A 16497-nucleotide genomic window follows, 5' to 3' on the forward strand; every position below is an offset into this window, starting at 1 on the left:
GCCGACGACGCGGGCCGAGATCAAGGGTCGCCCTCCTCCGACAGCGACCGCAGATGTGTACGGCGCCCGTCCTGGTCCAGGATGCCCAGGGCCTCGGCAGGCCCGCCGTGCGCTCCGAAGGCGTGGGGGATCATCGTGGAGAACTCCGCCGCCTGTCCGGTCTCGACGACGATCCTCCGATCCCCCAACACGAGCGTCACGGCGCCGGACAGGACCGTGAACCAGTCCCTGCCCGGATGGACCTTCAGCGCCTCGGCACTGGTCGGGGCCGGTTTGGTGAGGCGTAGCTTGGCCACGATGACCCCGGGCTGCCGGTTCAGCATCCAGGTGGTCAGCCCGCGCGCCGCGTCATGCTGCGGCCGGATGATCACGTCATCATCGGCGGTCGACTCCACCAGCTGATCCAGACTGGTCCCCAGGGCCCGCGCTATCGCGCTCAACTGATCAAGACTGATCCGTCGATGTCCCGTCTCGATCCGGCTCAGCGTGGACGGGCTCAGATAGCAGCGGGCGGCCAGATCGTCCAGCGACCAGCCCATGGCCGAACGCAGTCCCCTGATCCGCTTGCGAACCAGGGCGTCGAGAGCGCTGTCCTCTTGCGTCATACGCAAGATGGTATGTCGCTGAGGCAAGACCCACTTACGCTCGAAACATGACGGACCACCACCACGAGCACCACCAACACAGCGCCGCCGGGGCGGACGACTCGGACTGGGCCGAACTCCTGGACCTCGACGCCGAAGTCCTGCACACCTACCTGTCCGAAGTGACGTCTCAGCTCGCCCAGTTGACGCGCAACGACCCACCCCACCGCATCCTCGACCTGGGCAGCGGCACCGGCACCGGCACCCTCGCCCTGCTCGAGCGTTTCGAGGACGCCGAGGCGGTCGCCGTCGACCGATCCCCTGACCTCCTGGAGCATCTGCGGGGCAAGGCCCGCGCACGCGGAGTGGAGGACCGCGTCCGAACCGTCCAGGCGGATCTGGACGACACATGGCCGGACTTCGGCCCCGTGGACCTGGTGTGGGCGTCGGCGTCCGTCCACCACCTCGCCGACCCCGACCGCGGCTTGCGCGAGATCTTCGAGCGGCTGCGCCCCGGCGGTCTCCTGGCCGTGATCGAGATGGCCGGTTTCCCGCGCTTCCTCCCCGAGGACGTCGGCCGAGGGCGCCCAGGACTCGAGGCCCGCTGTCACGCCGTACAGGTCCAGGAGCACGCCGAGCGGATGCCGGAGCTGGGCTCCGACTGGGGCCCTCGCCTCTCCCGCGCCGGATTCGGCATCGCGGTGGAGCGCCCCTTCACCATCGATCTGCGTCCCCCGCTCCCCGAGCCCACCGGCCGCTACGCCCAGGCGTTCCTCCGCCGAGTGCGCTCCCATGTGGCGGCGCGCCTGAGCCCCGACGACCTGGCCACCCTCGACCACCTCATCGACAGCGACGGCCCGGACGGCGTGCTGCGACGCGACGACCTCACCGTCCGCGCCGAGCGCACCCTGTGGGCGGCCCGCCGCCCGTGACCCGTCAGCGGGTCGGCGGAAGCCCGAGGAAGTCGGCGAGCTGTTCGACCGTGTGGTCGAAGAACTCGTCCGTGGGGTCCACGCTGCCGACGAACTGACCGAACAGCTCGAAGCTCAACATCCCGAACAGCTGCGTCCACACCACGATGCCGCGGTTGAGCGTCTCCAGCGGCAGATCCGGCGCGATCCGCTCACCATCCGGCGCGACCTGCTCGCCCAGTGCCCGCAACTGACCGGCCAGCCCTTCGGTCAGGGGCGGGCCTTCGAACGCGGGCGAGGGGTTCGTCTCCCGCAGGATCTTGATCAGGACCATCGGTACGCGCGCCGCCGAGGCGACCGTGTCCTGCGGGGCGGCGTACCCCGGGATCGGCGAACCGTAGATCAGGGCGTACTCATGCGGATTGGCCCGCGCCCAGTCCCGGACCGCGTGACACGCCTTGCGCCAGCGCTCCCGCGGCGCGCCTCCCTTCGCGCCCCCCTCCGCGGCCTGCTCCGCCTGCTCGCCCACCGCGTCGTACGCGTCGATGATCAGCGCGGTGAGCAGCTCGTCCCTGCTGGCGAAGTAGCGGTACAGGGCCGACGACACCATGCCCAACTCCCGGGCGACCGAGCGCAACGAGAGTTTCTGGGCGCCATCCACCGCGAGCTGACGCCGGGCCTCGTTCTTGATCTCCTGCGTGAGCTCCGCCCGGGCCCGGCCCCTGGCTGTCCGACTGGCGTTCATGCCGACCAGTGTGCCATGAACGAGAGCGGCGCACGATTCCGAGAGCACTGCTCTTGACGTGTGGATGGGGTCCGGTGTTCAGTGATCCCAACAGAGAGCGCTGCTCTCGAGATCTGAACAGTGCTCTCGCGCGCCGGGAGTCGAAGAGGGATGACATGACCGAGCTCCGCAACCTCAAGCCCAGTAAGTTCGACAGGATCTTCAACGGCCTGGCCAAGCGTCTGACGAAGCTCGGCATCGGCCTGGCCGGGAGCCAGATCCTGGCCGTCCGCGGCCGCAAGAGCGGCGAGTGGCGCACCACCCCGGTCAACCCGCTGACCCTGCGCGGCGAGCGCTACCTCGTCGCCCCGCGCGGCCACACCCAGTGGGTGCGCAATATGCGCGCGGCGGGCGGCGGGGAACTGCGGCTGGGCCGCAGGGTGGAGCCGTTCAGCGCCGTCGAGGTGGAGGACGGCGCGAAGCCGGAGATCCTGCGGCTGTACCTGAAGAAGTGGGCGTGGGAGGTCGGCCGCTTCTTCGACGATGTCGACGCGCATTCGAGCGACGAGAAGCTGCTGGAGATCGCGCCCGGCTTCCCGGTGTTCAGGATCAGCGCGCAGGGATGACCCGCGGGCCGCGGGACCCGCCGGCGACGCATCCCGCCGACCGCATTGCCCAACTCGCCCACAACGAAGGGAAACCCATGTCCAGCAACCGCCCGTCGCCCTCGCGTAACCAGGTACGCACCACCGCGCTCACGATCGCGCTCGCCGCCGCGGGCGTCGTAGGGATGGCCGCCCCGCAGACCCAAGCCGCACCGGCAGGGGCCAACACCACCCAGGCCGACACCACCCAGGCCGACACCACCCAGGCCGACACCACCCAGGCCGCCGCCCACCACAACGGCCCCTCCACCTGCCGCGGCGAAGGCGTCGACCCCACCGCCCGGATCCGCTACCAGTCCGATGTCGTGATCAAGGCGCCGCTGAGCACCGTCTTCGCGTTGCAGACCGACGTGGAGCGCTGGCCGACCTGGCAGCCCCCCGTCCTCACCATGAAACGCCTCGACCCCGGCCCGGTCCGGAAGGGTTCGCGGTTCCGGTGGACCACCCCGGCGCCCGCCACCCCGACGACCCCCGCCACCACCCTCACCATCACCTCCACCGTCCACCAGCTCAAGCGCGACTCCTGCATCCGGTGGAGCGGACCCGCGATCGGCGAGGGGCTGCGCATCGACGAGGGCGTCCATGTGTGGACCTTCACCAAGGTCAGGGGAGGCGTCCGGGTCCACACCGAGGAAACGTGGACGGGCGACCAGGTCGAGGCGGATATCCCCACCGCGACCGAGGCCCTGGGCCAGGGCCTCGAAGCGTGGTTGAGCAATCTGAAGACCACCGCCGAGGCCGCCAACCGCCATGACCGGCAGCCTCTTTGACTTCGGGCTAGCGACCGTCGGTCACGCCCAGACCGCGGCGTACGCCCACGAGGGTCTGCATGCCGATGATGACCCACACGAAGTTGGAAGTGACCGATGGCCAGGCGCCATTGGCGGCCGCCGATACGGCCAGCAGTGCGCCACCGAGCATGTTGATCGACTGGGATGTACGCGAATCCGGTTCGATCCGCCGACGTGACACCAGGGCGTAGGCCGTGGCGGTGCACAGGGCACCGATCCACCCGGCCGCCGCGGCGACCAGGGGCAGCAACTCCTCCATACCGCCATGGTGGCGGCCACGGGCATACACATCAATCGAAGTTGTCTTCCCCCCGCGTTAAGCTGAACTGAATGGATATCGACGCACGCAAACTGGCCGTACTGCTGGCCGTCCACCGGGCCGGAGGGGTGCTGGCGGCGGCGGATGTCCTGCATCTCACACCGTCGGCCGTTTCCCAGCAGATCGCCCGCCTGGAGAGCGCGGTCGGCGTCACCGTTCTGGACCGTCAGCCCCGCGGAGCCGTCCTCACACAGGCGGGTCGGGTTCTCGCCGAAACCGCGGAGCGCATCGAATCCGAGCTGACCGATGCCCGCAAAGCACTGGCGGCGCTACAGGGGGAGGTGACGGGCACGGTCGTCATCAGCGCCTTCAAGACGGTGATCCGCATGCTGCTCGTACCGCTGGTGCACGGGCTGCGCGAGCAGTTCCCCGGTCTGGAACTGCTGATCCGGGAGATGGACGGCGAGAAGGCCCAGCAGGAGCTGCGGTCGGGTGCGGTCGACCTGATCATTCTGGAGGCCGAGACCCCCCTCGGCCACCGGGCCGCGCGCGGCACCCGCGATGTGCCGGTGCTGGAGGAACCGTGGGTGGTGGTCATGCCCGCGGCGACGCCGGTCCCGGTCAGTACGGCGGACCTGGAGCACCTCACCTGGCTCGGGGTCGACCCGGACGCGGCCGCCCACAGCGCCACCGAACAGGCCCGGCGCGGTCTGAAGGCCACGCCCCCGGCCCACAGCTACTACGACTACGACGTCGCGCTCTCACTGGTGTCGGGAGGTCTGGGCATAGCGATCGTGCCCGCCTTGGCCGTGCTGGGTGTGCTGCCCGACGGCGTAAAGGCGATGTCCCTGCCCGGCCTGGGCACCCGCCGCCTGATCGCCCGGCACCGCACCACCCGCTCCGAGCCACGCAAGGAGGTCCTGACCGTCCTCGACGCCATCATCGCGTCCGCCGCCGAGCTCGACACCAACGTATAGTCGGCCGCTGGTCAGCCGCCCAAGGACCAGAGAAGGGCGGTGGTGCCGAAGAATCCAACGGCACCGAGGGCGGCTCCGACCACGGCGATCCACAGGCGCCCGACCCCGCGGCGGGCGTGGTGGACACCCACGGCCCCGAGAGCGATGGCGAGCGCCCCGGCGATGATCGTCCACGGAAGGGCGATGAGCACGAGCGTGGACCCAAATACGCCCAATGCGCCCACGGCGGAGAACACGCCGAGGACAAGCGCGGTGGGGCCCAGCGCGACGGCGGGCGAGTCACTTCGCCCGGCTCCGGACACGGTCGACTCGGACATGACCTGCACCCCCGTGGGATGGGTTCCTGTTCTTGTACTGATCGTACCGATGGGGGTGCGGCTGACCGATGGGGGCGCCACGTGAGCGGGGATGCCGCCTGTCATACGGCCATGATCGGGGTCGTACTTCACCGGCTGCGGCGGCGTACGGCCTGACGCAGCTTTCAGCGGGGACGATGCCCGGTCCCGCGTCCGGCTCCAGGAGCGTCGTCCTGTTAACAGTTCCACACGCAATGGTCACCAGTCGCCCATGCCTGGGCACCATGTGCGCATGCAAGACAACGCAGCGTCGCCTTTGGCTCCGCCGTCGCCTCTTCCTAAGCGACGGAATTCTGTCCTCAGGCTGTACGACGCACCCCTCTACCGTGGTTGGGCGTTTTGGACCACTGTCGGATGGGGCCTGATCGCTCGCGACTCCCGGCTGGGCGGCTTCGGACAAGAAGGACGGCGTTGACCGCCCGGAGGGCATCGAGCGATCCGTGGTGCCCTCTGAGTTACTCGCGAACGCACGAAATGCATTGCCGCATCCCGTTGCTCGCGCCGTCCGCGCGCTTCAGCAGGCGTATACCTCCAAGGAGAAGTACGAGGCACTGCTCGATGCCGCGGAGACCCTCGCCATCACTGTCAGCGTCACTGCGGCGGCGCTGCTTCAGGGGCGGATCGAAAGTCGATCCGGCAATGAGGGGCACGGGCAGGGGCTGGGACAGAACCCCGCGGCCGTTGCCCGCCGGCATCGTGCTTGGCCAGGGAGACGGCAGCGGTCCGTCAACCTCTACCTATTGGCGTGACAGAACCCGGGTGATGCCCGCCGCGAGGGCGGTCGCCAGCAGCCAGCCCGCGCCGATCAGGAGCCAAGCGATCCATTGGGTCGGCCCCGTCGGTTGGAACACCCGCTCCTGGCCGAAGTCGATCACGGGCAGGAGCAGGTCCAGGCTGTACATCACCGGACTGAACACCGGATGGGGCGTACCACTCGGCGGGGTGGGCCGGTGCAGGGCGAAGACGGTGGCACCTGTGGCGAGCAGGGCCAGCAGCCACACTGCGGCGCGTTCCGGCAAGTAGCCGTACCCGACGGTGGCATCCTGCACATGCCCCCAGGCACGGGCGTACCAGGGGAGGGTCGCGCGGCGGTGACGCTGGCGGGTCAGGAGCACGGTCCGGGCGTCGCGGTCCTGACCGATGGACTGGTACACGGTGGCGAGCTGTTGGTACGGCTGGGGCCGGTACCCGTCGGGATCACGGCTCAGCAGCTCAAGGCGATGGCCGACAGGCAGGTGGGGTTCCAGCGACCCGTAGACCAGGCCGTCGAGTTGGAGGGGTGGCTGCTCGCGATGGTCGTCATGGAGCCGGAGTACACCGATGGCGGCGTGACGCAGATCCGCGCCTCCCGTGGCCCGCGCGGGTCGGAGAAGCAACTCTCCGGCCTGGAGGTGATGACAGGAGAGGGCGTTGCCACGGGCGGGGGCGAGGGATGCCGTGTCGAAGCTGACCGATCCGCCGACGGTGGCGCTGGTCAGCGTTATGGCTCCGGTGGCGCGGAATCCTTCGCCGCAGTCGATATCCGTGGGGACCTGGATGCCGGGGGCGGACAGAGCTTCACCGTCGGGTGCGTGCAGTGTGGCCCCTCGGAGGTGCAGACCTTCACTGAGGCGGGCCCGGAGCAGCCGCAGTTCCCCGTCGGCGCGGAATCCGTCGGTCCCGACGACGCCCTTCGCCTCGAGGCGTGCGCCGTCCAGGGCCACATCCCCGGCGTGGGAGAGGTGCGCGCCTTGGAGGAGCAGACTCCCGCTGATACAGGCGTCATGCACGTTGACTCCGCCCTGAACGCGGCAGTTCATCAGGTCGAGGTTTCCGTCCACCGTCGTGGCGCCCATCCCGAGCCCCGGTAAGGACGAGCCGCCGAAGCTGGTCACTCGCAGCTTGGCCCCGTACAACTGCGGCGCCTCCTCGAACCAGCACTCCTCCAGTCACAGCACGCAGCATGCCTCGGCGAAGACCAGGCGCAGCTTCTCCGATATCCGAGCGCCCGTCAGGTGGACCATCGGAGTTTCCCCACCGATGGCATCGGCACCGCCCAGCAGCAACGAGCGGATCACCGAGGCCCGCACCTGGCGCTCCGGCCCCCAACTGCCGCCGTCCATCACCGCCCCGCCGTCCGCGTCGCGGGGACGTAGGTCGACCTCATCCCCCGTGGCGAAGGCTTCCCAGAGCCGGAGTTCCGGGCCGGTGAGGTCGTCAGGGCGCATCCGGGCGTCCTCCGGTGGGTCTGGAACGGGATCCGTGGGCAAATGGGCGTACGGGAAAGGGGCATCCCGATCGGTCGTGGACCCCGATCTTCGCGACGAGCAGCCACGTTGTCCATGGGCGGGCGCACGGGCCGGGTGTCAGGGCCACGGCTCCCGTGTGACGTCGGCGATGACGGTGGTGACCATCTTGCGGACGGCCACGGCGTCCGGCGGTGCGGCCTCGCGGTCCGCGAAGAGCAGGTGTCCGGCCCCGATCACCGTGGGTGCGAGCGCGTCGATGTCGGCGTCGGCCGCGATGCGTCCCCGGTCCCGCTCGGCGGTGAGGTAGGAGGCGAGCATGGCCGTGGCCTCCGTCAGGAGCGGGATGCCGATCGGTGTGGTCGCGCGAAGCCGGGCGCGTAGCTCGTCCCGCGAGGTGACGAGGCTGACGAGGGCCACGGCGACCGACTCGAACAGGGTCGTCAGGGCGTCGGCGAGGTGGCCGGCGACGGTGCCGGTCCCCGCGGCGTCGCGCAGGTCGGCGGACTGCTGGTCGAGCCGGGCGATGCGATCCCGTACGAGTTCGGCGAGGAAGGCGTCGAAGTCGGCGAAGTGCCGGTGCAGGACGCCCTTCGCGCAGCCCGCCTCCGTGGTGACCGCCCGACTGGTCAGCGCGCTCGGCCCGTCCCGGAGCAGGACCCGCTCGGCGGCCTGGAACAACTGCTCGCGTACGTCACGCATGGCGACCCCTGTCGGCACCGTGCGTTCCTCCTCACCTTGCTCGTGGGTCCGCCCGATTGACGAGTGGGCAAGTGCCCACTCATAGTGGGCGAATGCCCACTCTACCGTCTTCCGGGAACGAGCCCCATCGACATCGGCAGATGGCCGAGTCGTTCGGCACGGATGCCGAACGCTATGACCAGGCCCGGCCCCGCTACCCCCAGGCCATGGTGGACCGGATCGCCACCGACAGCCCGGGCCCCGGCGTCCTCAATGTCCCCGACGTCCTCGATGCCCCCGACATCCTCGACGTCGGCTGTGGCACCGGTATCGCGGCCCGGCAGTTCCAGCAGGCCGGCCGCACGGTGCTCGGTGTCGAGCCGGACGCGCGGATGGCCGACGTGGCGCGGCGGCTCGGGACGGCGGTCGAGGTCGCGACCTTCGAAGCCTGGGATCCGGCCGGCCGGCACTTCGACGCGGTGATCGCGGGCCAGGCGTGGCACTGGGTCGACCCGGTCGCGGGAGCGGCCAAAGCCGCCCAGGTACTGCGGCCCGGCGCCCGGCTGGCCGCGTTCTGGAACGTCTTCCGGCTCCCAACCGAGCTTGCGGAAGCCCTCGCCGCGGTCTGCCGACGGGTGATGCCCGGCGCGCCGTTCGACTTCCGGGCGGTGGCGCAGGGCGGCCTGGACACGCATCAGCCGATCCTCACCAAGGCCGCCGACGGGATACGGGCGGCGGGCGCGTTCGGCGAACCGGAACAGTGGCGGTTCGACTGGGAGTGGACCTACACCCGGGACGCCTGGCTCGAGCAGATCCCCACGCAGGGCGCCTTCACCCGACTTCCCCCGGCCGGGCTGGCGGAGGTGCTGGAGGGTGTCGGCGCGGCCATCGACGCGATGGGCGGCAGCTTCACGATGCCGTACGCGACGGTGGTGATCACCACGACCCGAACTGCCCCAGCCTGACTTCACGAAAGGGAGGCCAGCGCCTCGAACAACTCACCCTTCGCTCATGGACTCTCTCCGACCTGCTCGCCGCGAGACCTCGGCTCGGACGTCTCGACATGCACCGGCCCCAGCCGCGGTCGCTTGGCCGTGCGGCCGTCGCCGGAGGAGCGGCCCCGGAGGCGGCGGGTGAGCCAGGGGCCGAGGAAGGTGGCGGTCCAGCGGAGTTCATCGGTGGCGGCGCGCCATCCGGTGGGTGCTGGCGTCGCCGGCGGGGGCAGCGGGTGGCTCCAGGTGTCGTCGGTGCCCGGGAGGTTGAGGGTGTAGGCGAGTGCGGCGGCGATGCGCTGGTGGCCGATGGGGCTGGCGTGGAGGCGGTCGTGACTCCACAGCCGGGGGTCGGTGACGACGGGGTAGTGGCCGGTTTCGGCGACGGTGACGCCATGGCGCCGGGCGGCCTCGCGGATGCGCTCGTTGAGGGCTATGACGCGCGGGGTGAGGGGGCGCGCCAGGGGGCTGATGCGGGCGGGGTCGGGGAAGGTGAGCGTGGCGACGTGGGCGCCTTGCGTGGTGAGCGCGGCGAACATCGCCTCCAGGTGGTGGGCGGTGTGGTCGGCGTCGAAGCGGGGACGGAGGAGGTCGTTGACCCCGGCGACGACGGTGGCCAGATCGGGGCGGAGCGCCAGGGCCGGTGCGAGCTGCTCCGCGTGGACCTGCGCGGCGAGACGGCCCCGTACGGCGAGATTGGCGTACGAGAGGCCGGGGTTCGCGTGCGCGAGGTGCTCGGCGAGGCGGTCGGCGAACCCGCGCAGCCCTGTGACGTCGTCGCCGTCGCCGAGGCCCTCGGTCTGGCTGTCGCCCAGCGCGACATAGCGGCTGTACGCCGCGTCAGTGTCGGGCACGGCTGTGCTGCCTCTCTCGCAGGACGGTGATGGTGCGCTCGCACCAGTCGCGGTTGCCCTGTTCCAGGGCCAGGCCGCGCAGACAGGTCAGATACGGTCCGATGCGGCGGCCGTGGCGCAGGAACTCCTCCTCCGTACGGTCACCCCGCATCTTGCGCAGCAGCTTGCCGAAGAGCTGGATCTTGGCCTCGGCGAAGCTGGCACGCTCGGTGAGCTGGCCGATCAGGGTCTCCGTGTCGACGTGGTCCGCGGCCTGGACCTTGACGAGCAGGTCGTCACGGATGAAGGACGGCTTGGCGAACGCCGCCGTGAACTCCTCCAGCTCCGCCAGCCCGGCATCGGTCACATGGAACAACCGCTTGGTGGGGCGGGTCTCCTGGACCACCGCCCGGCCCGCGATGAGCCCGTCCTTCTCCAGGCGGGTCAGCTCGGCGTAGAGCTGCTGTGGCTGGGCGTGCCAGAAGTTGGCCACGCCGATGTCGAACGCCTTGGTCAGCTGGTATCCGCTGAGCTCACCCTCGAGCAGTGCCGCCAGCACGGCGTGCCGTAGGGCCATCGGATCGCCTCCCTCATGTCTCCGTGTCTCCGCATGCCTCTGTGTCTGCATGCCTCTGTCGCCGGACACGAGGCCATGATAGTCATGAAAATGACTACTCACATCCTTGATTATGAAAGAGGCGGGTGTGCGATGACCACTGCCGACCGTTTCCGTACCGCCATCGACAACCGGGACCTCGCGGCCTTGGACGACCTCTTCACCGAGGACATCCGCTTCTACAGCCCCGTCAAGTTCACCCCCTTCGAGGGCAAACCGATGGTGCTGGGCCTCTTCGGGGTCCTGCTGCGCACGTTCCAGGACTTCCGCTACATCGGCGACTACACCGGCACCGCGCAGACCAGCACCGACGGCACGTCCACCCAGTCCGCGGTGCTGCTCTTCCGCACCCGGGTGGGCGACAAGGAGATCCACGGCATCGACCTGCTGCACTTCGCCGACGACGGCCGCATCAAGGAGTTCACCGTCATGGTCCGCCCCCAGTCCGCCGTCCACGCCCTGGGCGAAGCGGTCCTCGCGGGCCTGGTCGAAGACGGCCTCGCGCCGGCACCGACGCCCTCCGGCCAGTAGCCGCGCATCTGCCCGTCGCCACGGGCCCGAGGGTGCGCGTCGGCCGCCCCTCGGAAACCCTTTCGCCGCGTGGCCGGACGCCGCCCGGGTGCCTTCACCCGGCGGCGGTCGGCGCTGTGGGACTCCGCACCGGCCCAGCGACCCCGGAAGGCGCCTCGGTCGGCACGTCGGCCACGGTCACCCCGGCGGTCAGTCGCCGGCCGGATGGTCTGGAACGTGATGGTGTGTCATCGCTCGTCCCCCTGGGCCGGCCCTGGCTGGAGAATGACGTCGCGATGCCCGCCGTCAGTCATGTTGCGGTGCGGAGCCAGTAGCCATGCCCAGCCCGCATACTCTTTCTCTTCGATCGCGACCTGTTGGAAGCGATTGACGGGGAGTCCTGGCAGGCCCGACAGGACCACGTCTTGATACAGGCTGTCCGAAACCGCCAAGGCCAGCGGTGAATCCGGCGACTCGACCAGCATGTTTCTGAGCGGCTTCGAATTCACTAGCCGTGCTACCGAAATTACCGCCCGGCCGACATAGCCATTCGCTGCGTGCCGGACCACGCCGGTGTCGAAAGCCGCCCGTAGCTGAATCTGTGCAGCTTCTTTGAGGGGCTCATTGACCCATTCGACGGCTTCCATCAGTCCAAGCGTCAATCGGGCCAGGGTCATGGGGAGCGGTAGGCTCGGGTGGGCAAGCAGTAGGCATCCATCGCCTTGACCCTGCTTTGAAAGATCCCGCTCTTCCAGTCCGGCGCTTTCCCGCATTCTTTCGAGAGCTTCAGCAAGCCACCCTTGGACCCGCGACTGTTCGGGCAATGATCGCTTTCCGTATCCCTGTACATCCACGAACAGGCATAACCGACTCAGGTTGTCGAATTCCATAGTATTCCCCCGCTTTCACGCCTGCGTTTCAGGGCGATGTGAGAGTCGTTGCGATCTTGGCAAGTGCCCTGTGTCGGAATCGGGCGTCACTCGCTGAGTGAAGCGATCCCCCGGTACGAGCATGTCCGGCCGCTGCCCCTTCCATGCCCCCAACGGGGTTGGACACCCTTGCGAGGGCGATCAAGCGGCGTGCGGCACGAAGGAGACGCGGGCTCCCGCGGTGTCGGTCGATATGTCCGGTGTGGCGTCGAGCCCCTGCCGAGGTGCGCAGGAAGGGGAGGGGCGACCTGCGTCTCGTGGGCGAACCCCGGTCGCGGCTCCTGGGCTCCCGGACGACTCACACCTTGCCGCCGAAGAAGACCTGCACCTCCCGGATGAGACCGTCCCGCACGGTGATCGCCTCGACATTGCGGTGCCGGTCGCCCGTCGTGAGCTCGTACTCGTAGTGAACGAGAACGAGTTCCTGATCTGCGGGCGTGACGTGGAGCAACCGCTGTTCCTTGAGTCGGCCGGCGGTGGGAAAGCACTTCTCGAAGAACGTTGCCTTGTCGATGTGGTCGTCCTGGGGGCTGGTGAACGTGAAGTCGTCGGCGTAAAGGGGGAGGGCCGCCTCGCGGTCCTGTGACCGGTAATAACGGAACGCCGCCTCAACGACGCTTGTCGGGCCTTCGTTCATTCGACCTCCAAGATCGGACGGTTGGCTCCACCCTGCCAGGGCCGGACCACAGCAGCAATCGTGGAACTCCGGCTCACTGGTCCGTTCAGTCTTTCAGGATGCCGGCTGAGCGGGCGGAGTCGAGCCACAGCGGGAATTCATGGAGTAGCTGATCGTAGAGGGCGGCGTCGGAGAGGGCCTTCGGTGTCGGTCCGGCGGCGAAGAAGCCGGCGTTGTCGACGACGCGCCGGTTCGGCACCGGCAGGTCGTCGAGCCTGTGCAGGAAGCGGAATTCGTCGTCGCCGAACCCGATGAACTGCCAGAAGATGGGCAGCCTCGCGGCCGCGCACAGCACATGCTCTGCCGCCGCCTTGGAGGTGGGGGAGCCGTCGGTCTGGAAGACGACGAATGCCGGGTCGTCGGCCCCGGATGTCTGGTAGTGGTCGATGACGGCCTGCATGGCGACGTGGTAGTTGGTACGGCCCATGTGGCCCATCGAGTCGTGCAGGGGGTTGATCCGGTCCTGGTAGGCGTCGAGGCTGATCTCGGCGGTTCCGTCGATGTCCGTGGAGAAGAAGACGACCGGCACGACTCCGTCGTCATCGAGGTTCGCCGCGAGGGCGAGTGTCTGTTCCGCCAAGTGCTGCACGGAGCCGTTGCGGTAGTACCGGCGCATGCTTCCGGAGCGGTCCAGCACCAGGTACACCGCGGCCCGTTGCCCACCGGCATCGTGCTTGGCCAAGGAGACCGCAGCGGTCTTGTAGAGGCTGACCAGCCCTGGAGCCTGGGCGGCGACCTTTTCCAGACTGATCGCGGGAGCCGGTGCCTTGGGGCGTTTGCGGTAGTCGATTTTTGGACGCTTGATGTAATCGATAGCCATAGCCGGTGATTGTCCTCCAACTGATGAAATGCGTCTCGCTCTTGGCGAATGCCTCTCGGGGTCGTACCTCGACGGTGATGAAGGGCGGTCGCGAGCAACCCACGCTGGGCACACTCGGTGCGGGCTGATCAACGCTCAGTGGGCTTGCGGCGCTGGGTGCGCCCCGTTGGCCGCCCCGCGCCGACGGAGGTGCTGCCCCATATGGCCACCCGCCCCCGGCCGGGCACAGCCGAATGGGACGCCTACTTGGCAGCGGGCAGCGCCAAGCAAGCGCGCAAACGCGCCGGGCGGGGAGATCACGCCCTGAACTGCCTGGCAGGCCATCGCAGCCAGGACCTGTCCGGCGGACGGCCCCCGGAAGACCGCAGCCTTCAGCGATCAGTCGCACCGGCCGGACAGGGATCTCACCGTCCGGGCGGGTGGACAGTGCGATCAGAAGACGGGCGCGGATGTGCTGTCGACGTCGGGCGCCATAAGGCGCCTCAACTTGGCCTCATCCGCACTGCCGGGCACGGCAGTCAAGATCACGATCTTGAAGTCGGAATCACCGTCGGTCAGGACATCGCAGTCCACGTCGACGGGGCCGACCTCGGGATGCTCGACCGTCTTGCGGTCCTCGCGATGCGCGGCCACCGTGCCGCTCGCCCACAGCCGGGCGAATGTCGGGTTGCCCGTGGTGAGCACCTGGATCAGTTCCGCCAGGCGCGCGTCATGGGGGAAGCGGCCGGTGGCGCGGCGGAGGTCGGACACGATGGCGAGATCCGAGTCGTCGCTGTTCCGCGCGATGACCGGCCACGCGGCGATGCGTACGGGGTCGGAGCCGATCGGGAACCTCTCGCGGGCGAAGTTGCGCAGTGCCGGTGGCGACGCCGACGGGTCGCCGAGAAGTGCCGCCCATCCGGCGTTCCACCAGATCATCTGCCAGTCCGCGGCGAATACGGCGACCGCGACGTCTCCGAGACGGTGCAGTACGCGGTGAACGCCCGGCGGGATGCGATCCGGGATCCGCTCGTCGTTCGGAGGGGCCAGCCCGGCCATGCGGTAGAGGTGGTCACGCTCGGCGTCGGTCAGTCGCAGGGCGCGCGTCAGGGACGCGACGACCTGGGCCGAAGGTGCCGTGGCCCGCCCCTGCTCCAGGCGCACCACATAGTCGACGGAGACACCGGCGCGTTCGGCGAGTTCCTCACGGCGCAGCCCGGCCGCGCGACGTGCCCGGCCTGTCGGCAGCCCCACGGCGGAGGGAGACAGCCGCTCCCGCCAGGCGCGGATCGTCGCGCCCAGCCCGACTCCCTCGTTCGTCGCCATACCGGCCATCCTGCCCCTTCCCGCCCCCATTCTGGTACTGCCGTTCCTACGGTCGAAGCGTCCCTGGTACGGCCTCGGCGCCGCGCGGACGATCGATCCATGACCACTACGTTCATCACCGGAGCCAACAAGGGGCTCGGCCACGAGACCGCCCGCCGCCTCATCGCACTCGGTCACACCGTGATCGTCGGGGCCCGCGATCCGGAGCGGGGCGCGGCAGCCGCCGCCACGCTGGGTGCGCGATTCGTCCGTATCGATGTCACCGACGACGCCTCCGTCACCGCCGCGGCGGCCGACGTCGCCGCGCACGAAGGCGCGATCGACGTCCTGATCAACAACGCCGGGGTGCACGGCCCGCATGGCGATCCCGGTGACCTGACCGGCGCGGACGCTCTGAGCGTCTTCGACGTCAACCTGTTCGGGGTGGTGCGGACGACCACCGCCTTCCTGCCGCTGCTGCGCCGCTCGCCGGACCCGGTCATCATCAACGTCAGCAGCGGGATGGGGTCGCTCGCCATCACCCACGATCCGTCCCGGGTCGAGTCCTCGGTGGTCGCGCCCCTCTACACCGCCTCGAAGGCGGCCCTCACCATGCTGACCACCCAGTACGCCAAGGGGCTGAAGGACATTCGCGTCAACGCCGCCGATCCCGGCTACACGGCAACCGATCTCAACGGCCGCACCGGCCCCCAGACCGTCACCGAGGGCACCGACGCGATCGTCCGCCTCGCGACCGAAGGGCCCGGCGCCGGATCGGGACGCTTCATCGACCGCACCGGTCCGATCGGCTGGTCCTGATCGGCCTGCCCATCGGCCGCGGTCGGCTGTTCGGCGAACCGGCCGGTCATCCCCGCAGGTGGGCAAGAAGGCCGTCCGCGGTGGGATAGGGACGCTCCTGGGGCAGCAGTCGGGCGGCGGAGTCCAGGTCACCACCGCTGACGAGGGAGTGGATCTCGCGGGCGAGCGGGGTTACGTCGCGGATGGCGACCGTCCACTCGTCCGCGTAGCGTCGTACGGCCTCACCGGAGAGACCGAGTTGCAGGGAGCGGTACGGCAGGGGCCGTAGGCGCAGGTCGCGCTCGGGATCCCACTGCACGCGAGCGGGCGCATGCTTCAACTGACGCTGCCAGGTGGCCTGGTCGGGGTGTACCCCGCGCACGTAGCTCGACAGAATCGCGTGGCGCAGCGCCCACTCGAAGCCGTCACGGCTGATCTCGACGGCCAGGACGGTCTCCTGCCCCGCTTTCGAGCCCCAGCCGCAGCGGTACATCATCCACAGGAACGACGGCTTGATCCACGTCATCCTGTCCCGCTTCCACCGGGCCGGGAAACGGCCCTCGCGGACCGCGGGCAGGCCGATTTCGGGGGAGTACGCCTGGTAGACGGTGATCGTGGATTCCGAATGGACGGCACGGATCCCGCGTCGCGGATCTTCCATGGTGTACAGCGTGGGGTCGGCCGGGTCAGGTGGCCACTGAATTTCGGCGGCCGACCCCTGGGCTCGCACAGCCACTTGTCCGCGGCCTCCGCTCCCGGCGCGCTTGAGCTCGGGTGTCAGGCTCCGCGCCCACTCGCCTCCCGGGACGCCGCATGGATCACCGGCGATGTCGTCTTCGCCGCCAGCGGGTTGCGCTGACCCGCCC

The 16497-nt window shown here is 69.3% G+C and carries 21 protein-coding genes; 7 read left to right on the top strand and 14 right to left on the bottom strand.

From position 1 onward, the window contains the following. Window positions 1–20 precede the first annotated feature (20 nt). On the bottom strand, window positions 21–605 hold the full coding sequence (locus KHP12_RS31680) for a helix-turn-helix domain-containing protein (protein WP_086884466.1): 585 nt from the start codon (window positions 603–605) through the stop codon (window positions 21–23). A 47-nt stretch (window positions 606–652) separates the two neighbouring features. Here KHP12_RS31680 and KHP12_RS31685 point away from each other — a divergent pair, with 47 nt between their 5' ends. Continuing rightward, window positions 653–1516, top strand: coding sequence for a class I SAM-dependent methyltransferase (locus KHP12_RS31685; protein WP_086884465.1), 864 nt, complete (start codon window positions 653–655; stop codon window positions 1514–1516). A gap of 4 nt (window positions 1517–1520) precedes the next feature. Here KHP12_RS31685 and KHP12_RS31690 read toward each other — a convergent pair whose 3' ends face one another. Continuing rightward, the gene (locus KHP12_RS31690; protein ID WP_086884469.1) at window positions 1521–2240 is read right to left on the bottom strand and encodes a TetR/AcrR family transcriptional regulator; all 720 of its coding nucleotides are present in this window, start codon (window positions 2238–2240) and stop codon (window positions 1521–1523) included. Between the two features lie 155 nt (window positions 2241–2395). Between KHP12_RS31690 and KHP12_RS31695 the strand changes: the two genes are divergently transcribed. Next, window positions 2396–2845 (top strand): nitroreductase family deazaflavin-dependent oxidoreductase, encoded by a 450-nt coding sequence (locus KHP12_RS31695; protein WP_086884464.1) that lies wholly within the window; start codon window positions 2396–2398, stop codon window positions 2843–2845. Between the two features lie 77 nt (window positions 2846–2922). Beyond that, window positions 2923–3654: an SRPBCC family protein gene (locus KHP12_RS31700; RefSeq protein ID WP_210609776.1), complete on the top strand. Its 732-nt coding sequence runs from the start codon at window positions 2923–2925 to the stop codon at window positions 3652–3654. A 7-nt stretch (window positions 3655–3661) separates the two neighbouring features. Here the strand turns inward: KHP12_RS31700 and KHP12_RS31705 are convergent, their stop codons facing one another. Next, entirely contained in the window at window positions 3662–3934 is a 273-nt protein-coding gene (locus KHP12_RS31705; protein ID WP_037950822.1) for a CBU_0592 family membrane protein, read from the bottom strand. A gap of 71 nt (window positions 3935–4005) precedes the next feature. On the opposite strand from KHP12_RS31705, the gene KHP12_RS31710 reads away from it, so the two are divergent. Next, window positions 4006–4911: a LysR family transcriptional regulator gene (locus tag KHP12_RS31710; protein WP_086885966.1), complete on the top strand. Its 906-nt coding sequence runs from the start codon at window positions 4006–4008 to the stop codon at window positions 4909–4911. 11 nt (window positions 4912–4922) lie between these two features. On the opposite strand, the gene KHP12_RS31715 is transcribed toward KHP12_RS31710, so the two are convergent. The 4 genes from KHP12_RS31715 to KHP12_RS31730 form a co-directional block, all read right to left on the bottom strand. Continuing rightward, on the bottom strand, window positions 4923–5228 hold the full coding sequence (locus KHP12_RS31715) for a hypothetical protein (protein ID WP_086885970.1): 306 nt from the start codon (window positions 5226–5228) through the stop codon (window positions 4923–4925). Between the two features lie 776 nt (window positions 5229–6004). Further along, window positions 6005–7162: a hypothetical protein gene (locus KHP12_RS31720; protein ID WP_086885967.1), complete on the bottom strand. Its 1158-nt coding sequence runs from the start codon at window positions 7160–7162 to the stop codon at window positions 6005–6007. Between the two features lie 33 nt (window positions 7163–7195). Then, the gene (locus KHP12_RS31725) at window positions 7196–7474 is read right to left on the bottom strand and encodes a hypothetical protein (RefSeq protein ID WP_086885968.1); all 279 of its coding nucleotides are present in this window, start codon (window positions 7472–7474) and stop codon (window positions 7196–7198) included. 138 nt (window positions 7475–7612) lie between these two features. Then, window positions 7613–8212 carry a TetR/AcrR family transcriptional regulator gene (locus KHP12_RS31730; protein WP_086885969.1) on the bottom strand — a complete coding sequence of 200 codons (600 nt, stop codon included), beginning with the start codon at window positions 8210–8212 and terminating at the stop codon, window positions 7613–7615. Between the two features lie 122 nt (window positions 8213–8334). Between KHP12_RS31730 and KHP12_RS31735 the strand changes: the two genes are divergently transcribed. Continuing rightward, on the top strand, window positions 8335–9138 hold the full coding sequence (locus tag KHP12_RS31735; RefSeq protein ID WP_210609778.1) for a class I SAM-dependent methyltransferase: 804 nt from the start codon (window positions 8335–8337) through the stop codon (window positions 9136–9138). A 44-nt stretch (window positions 9139–9182) separates the two neighbouring features. On the opposite strand, the gene KHP12_RS31740 is transcribed toward KHP12_RS31735, so the two are convergent. Beyond that, entirely contained in the window at window positions 9183–10019 is an 837-nt protein-coding gene (locus KHP12_RS31740) for an SGNH/GDSL hydrolase family protein (RefSeq protein WP_210609780.1), read from the bottom strand. Further along, window positions 10006–10575 carry a PadR family transcriptional regulator gene (locus KHP12_RS31745; protein WP_037950803.1) on the bottom strand — a complete coding sequence of 190 codons (570 nt, stop codon included), beginning with the start codon at window positions 10573–10575 and terminating at the stop codon, window positions 10006–10008. The genes KHP12_RS31740 and KHP12_RS31745 overlap by 14 nt, the downstream gene beginning before the upstream one ends. A 132-nt stretch (window positions 10576–10707) precedes the next feature. On the opposite strand from KHP12_RS31745, the gene KHP12_RS31750 reads away from it, so the two are divergent. Next, window positions 10708–11145, top strand: a complete 438-nt coding sequence (locus tag KHP12_RS31750; RefSeq protein WP_086885183.1) for a nuclear transport factor 2 family protein — start codon at window positions 10708–10710, stop codon at window positions 11143–11145. Window positions 11146–11372: 227 nt separating this feature from the next. On the opposite strand, the gene KHP12_RS31755 is transcribed toward KHP12_RS31750, so the two are convergent. The 4 genes from KHP12_RS31755 to KHP12_RS31770 all read right to left on the bottom strand — a co-directional run bounded on the left by KHP12_RS31755 (window position 11373) and on the right by KHP12_RS31770 (window position 14863). Continuing rightward, entirely contained in the window at window positions 11373–12014 is a 642-nt protein-coding gene (locus KHP12_RS31755; protein WP_143678391.1) for a hypothetical protein, read from the bottom strand. 337 nt (window positions 12015–12351) lie between these two features. Beyond that, window positions 12352–12690, bottom strand: coding sequence for a nuclear transport factor 2 family protein (locus KHP12_RS31760; protein ID WP_086885185.1), 339 nt, complete (start codon window positions 12688–12690; stop codon window positions 12352–12354). An 85-nt stretch (window positions 12691–12775) separates the two neighbouring features. After that, window positions 12776–13549, bottom strand: a complete 774-nt coding sequence (locus KHP12_RS31765) for a vWA domain-containing protein (RefSeq protein ID WP_086885186.1) — start codon at window positions 13547–13549, stop codon at window positions 12776–12778. A 432-nt stretch (window positions 13550–13981) separates the two neighbouring features. Continuing rightward, a complete protein-coding gene (locus KHP12_RS31770; RefSeq protein ID WP_086885187.1) occupies window positions 13982–14863 on the bottom strand; it encodes a helix-turn-helix transcriptional regulator in 882 nt (293 codons plus the stop codon). Window positions 14864–14953: 90 nt separating this feature from the next. Here KHP12_RS31770 and KHP12_RS31775 point away from each other — a divergent pair, with 90 nt between their 5' ends. Further along, window positions 14954–15652 carry an SDR family NAD(P)-dependent oxidoreductase gene (locus tag KHP12_RS31775; protein WP_086885188.1) on the top strand — a complete coding sequence of 233 codons (699 nt, stop codon included), beginning with the start codon at window positions 14954–14956 and terminating at the stop codon, window positions 15650–15652. Between the two features lie 46 nt (window positions 15653–15698). Here the strand turns inward: KHP12_RS31775 and KHP12_RS31780 are convergent, their stop codons facing one another. Continuing rightward, window positions 15699–16292 carry a DUF4291 domain-containing protein gene (locus KHP12_RS31780; RefSeq protein ID WP_086885189.1) on the bottom strand — a complete coding sequence of 198 codons (594 nt, stop codon included), beginning with the start codon at window positions 16290–16292 and terminating at the stop codon, window positions 15699–15701. Window positions 16293–16497: the final 205 nt, after the last annotated feature.

This window comes from Streptomyces asiaticus (assembly GCF_018138715.1).
Lineage (GTDB): Bacteria > Actinomycetota > Actinomycetes > Streptomycetales > Streptomycetaceae > Streptomyces > Streptomyces asiaticus.

What these genes read in the sequence shown, in the direction of transcription:
- KHP12_RS31680 (WP_086884466.1), bottom strand. Translation starts at nt 605, where the DNA reads ATGACGCAAGAGGACAGCGCTCTCGACGCCCTGGTTCGCAAGCGGATC.
- KHP12_RS31685 (WP_086884465.1), top strand. Translation starts at nt 653, where the DNA reads ATGACGGACCACCACCACGAGCACCACCAACACAGCGCCGCCGGGGCG.
- KHP12_RS31690 (WP_086884469.1), bottom strand. Translation starts at nt 2,240, where the DNA reads ATGAACGCCAGTCGGACAGCCAGGGGCCGGGCCCGGGCGGAGCTCACG.
- KHP12_RS31695 (WP_086884464.1), top strand. Translation starts at nt 2,396, where the DNA reads ATGACCGAGCTCCGCAACCTCAAGCCCAGTAAGTTCGACAGGATCTTC.
- KHP12_RS31700 (WP_210609776.1), top strand. Translation starts at nt 2,923, where the DNA reads ATGTCCAGCAACCGCCCGTCGCCCTCGCGTAACCAGGTACGCACCACC.
- KHP12_RS31705 (WP_037950822.1), bottom strand. Translation starts at nt 3,934, where the DNA reads ATGGAGGAGTTGCTGCCCCTGGTCGCCGCGGCGGCCGGGTGGATCGGT.
- KHP12_RS31710 (WP_086885966.1), top strand. Translation starts at nt 4,006, where the DNA reads ATGGATATCGACGCACGCAAACTGGCCGTACTGCTGGCCGTCCACCGG.
- KHP12_RS31715 (WP_086885970.1), bottom strand. Translation starts at nt 5,228, where the DNA reads ATGTCCGAGTCGACCGTGTCCGGAGCCGGGCGAAGTGACTCGCCCGCC.
- KHP12_RS31725 (WP_086885968.1), bottom strand. Translation starts at nt 7,474, where the DNA reads ATGCGCCCTGACGACCTCACCGGCCCGGAACTCCGGCTCTGGGAAGCC.
- KHP12_RS31735 (WP_210609778.1), top strand. Translation starts at nt 8,335, where the DNA reads ATGGCCGAGTCGTTCGGCACGGATGCCGAACGCTATGACCAGGCCCGG.
- KHP12_RS31745 (WP_037950803.1), bottom strand. Translation starts at nt 10,575, where the DNA reads ATGGCCCTACGGCACGCCGTGCTGGCGGCACTGCTCGAGGGTGAGCTC.
- KHP12_RS31750 (WP_086885183.1), top strand. Translation starts at nt 10,708, where the DNA reads ATGACCACTGCCGACCGTTTCCGTACCGCCATCGACAACCGGGACCTC.
- KHP12_RS31755 (WP_143678391.1), bottom strand. Translation starts at nt 12,014, where the DNA reads ATGGAATTCGACAACCTGAGTCGGTTATGCCTGTTCGTGGATGTACAG.
- KHP12_RS31760 (WP_086885185.1), bottom strand. Translation starts at nt 12,690, where the DNA reads ATGAACGAAGGCCCGACAAGCGTCGTTGAGGCGGCGTTCCGTTATTAC.
- KHP12_RS31765 (WP_086885186.1), bottom strand. Translation starts at nt 13,549, where the DNA reads ATGGCTATCGATTACATCAAGCGTCCAAAAATCGACTACCGCAAACGC.
- KHP12_RS31770 (WP_086885187.1), bottom strand. Translation starts at nt 14,863, where the DNA reads ATGGCCGGTATGGCGACGAACGAGGGAGTCGGGCTGGGCGCGACGATC.
- KHP12_RS31775 (WP_086885188.1), top strand. Translation starts at nt 14,954, where the DNA reads ATGACCACTACGTTCATCACCGGAGCCAACAAGGGGCTCGGCCACGAG.
- KHP12_RS31780 (WP_086885189.1), bottom strand. Translation starts at nt 16,292, where the DNA reads ATGGAAGATCCGCGACGCGGGATCCGTGCCGTCCATTCGGAATCCACG.